The organism is Pseudomonas sp. Sample_9, from assembly GCF_004307535.1.
Classification (GTDB): Bacteria; Pseudomonadota; Gammaproteobacteria; order Pseudomonadales; family Pseudomonadaceae; genus Aquipseudomonas; species Aquipseudomonas mercuritolerans.
This window is the reverse complement of sequence record NZ_RAZO01000340.1, coordinates 1-1,492: the sequence shown is the minus strand read 5'-3', so window position 1 is coordinate 1,492 and position 1,492 is coordinate 1. Positions and strand designations below refer to the sequence as shown.

2 protein-coding genes and 1 pseudogene are annotated in these 1,492 nt (G+C 62.1%); 1 reads left to right on the top strand and 2 read right to left on the bottom strand.

Translation table 11 applies throughout. The annotated features are described in order from the left end of the window. Positions 1-171, top strand: a pseudogene (locus D6877_RS30010) (TetR/AcrR family transcriptional regulator); the annotation flags it as partial. Positions 172-290: 119 nt separating this feature from the next. Here the strand turns inward: D6877_RS30010 and D6877_RS19675 are convergent. Continuing rightward, complete coding sequence (locus D6877_RS19675) at positions 291-1,145, bottom strand: shikimate dehydrogenase (RefSeq protein ID WP_130911838.1); 855 nt, start codon at positions 1,143-1,145, stop codon at positions 291-293. A gap of 5 nt (positions 1,146-1,150) precedes the next feature. Next, a partial coding sequence (locus D6877_RS19670; protein WP_130911837.1) for a type II 3-dehydroquinate dehydratase occupies positions 1,151-1,492 on the bottom strand: 342 nt, incomplete at its 5' end.

Genomic DNA, 1,492 nt, shown 5'->3' with positions numbered 1-1,492 from the left:
GGCATCGATGCGCTGGACGTGCACCTGCTGATCAGTTCGTTCTGCTTCTATCGCGTGTCGAACCGCCACACGCTGGGGGAAATCTTCCAGATCGACCTGCCGGACGAAACCATCAAGCAGCGCCACCGCGAGATGATCTGCGAATCGGTGTTGCGCTACCTGAAGGCCTGAATCGATCTTCCCTGTGGGAGCGAGCCTGCTCGCGAGAGCGGTGTGTCAGTCGCCCTGTTCGTTGACTGAATCGACGCCTTCGCGAGCAGGCTCGCTCCCACAGGGGGCCGCCCTGAAATTCAGCCATTCATGCTCTGAAAATGCTCAAGCATGCGCTGCGCATCCGCCTCCACGCCGCTGAACAATTCAAACGCCTTGACCGCCTGAAACACTGCCATGTTACCGCCATCCAGGGTGCGGCAACCCAACGCACGGGCGTCGCGCAGCAGTTGGGTTTCCAGCGGGAAATACACGATTTCCGCCACCCACATTTGCTTGCGCAGCAACTCGGCCGGCACTGGTGTACCCGGCAGCTTGGCCATGCCCATCGGCGTGGTGTTGACCAGGCCATCGGCCTGCGCCAGCGCACCTGGCAAATCCGCTCCGGCCTGCGCGCGACTGGCGCCAAAATGTTGATTCAGATTGTTTGCCAGGCTCTCGGCACGCTCGCGGTCGACATCAAAAATCGTCAATTGCCGTACGCCTTCGCTGAGCAGCGCGTGGGCCACTGCCGCGCCAGCCCCACCGGCGCCCATCTGGACTACACGTTCACGGGCAGCGTCCGTCAGACCCCGGCGAAAACCCTCGGCGAAACCGAGGCAATCGGTGTTATGGCCGACACGCTTGCCGTCCTTCAACACCACCGTGTTCACCGCGCCGATGCCACGGGCTTCCGGCGACAATTCGTCGAGCAGCGGGATGACCGCCTGTTTGCACGGGAAAGTGATGTTCAGTCCGGTGTAATTCATCCGCTCCGCCGCTTGCAGCAAGTCGGGCAGGGCCGTGCTGTCGAGGCGCAATTGATCGAGGTCGATGAGCTGGTATAGATAACGCAGGCCCTGCGCATCACCTTCGTGCTCATGCAGTGCCGGCGTGCGTGAAGCCTGAATCCCGGCGCCGATCAGCCCGGCGAGTATCACCTTGGAACGCGACATGGTTCTTACCTCTGCAACCGCTGGCTGAAATGCTCCAGCGCCAGGCGATAGCCATGGCTGCCGAACCCGCACATCACCGCCGTGGCAATGCCGGAAACAAACGAGTGATGACGGAACGGCTCGCGGGCATGCACGTTGGACAGATGCACCTCAATCACCGGCAATTCACTGGCGACCAGCGCATCGCGAATCGCCACGGACGTGTGCGTCCACGCCGCCGGATTGATCACGATCCCGGCACAACGACCGCGCGCGGCGTGAATCCAGTCGAGCAGCTCGCCTTCATGATTGGTCTGGCGAAATTCCACGGTCAGGCCGAACTCGTCAGCCGCGCGACCACACAGCGC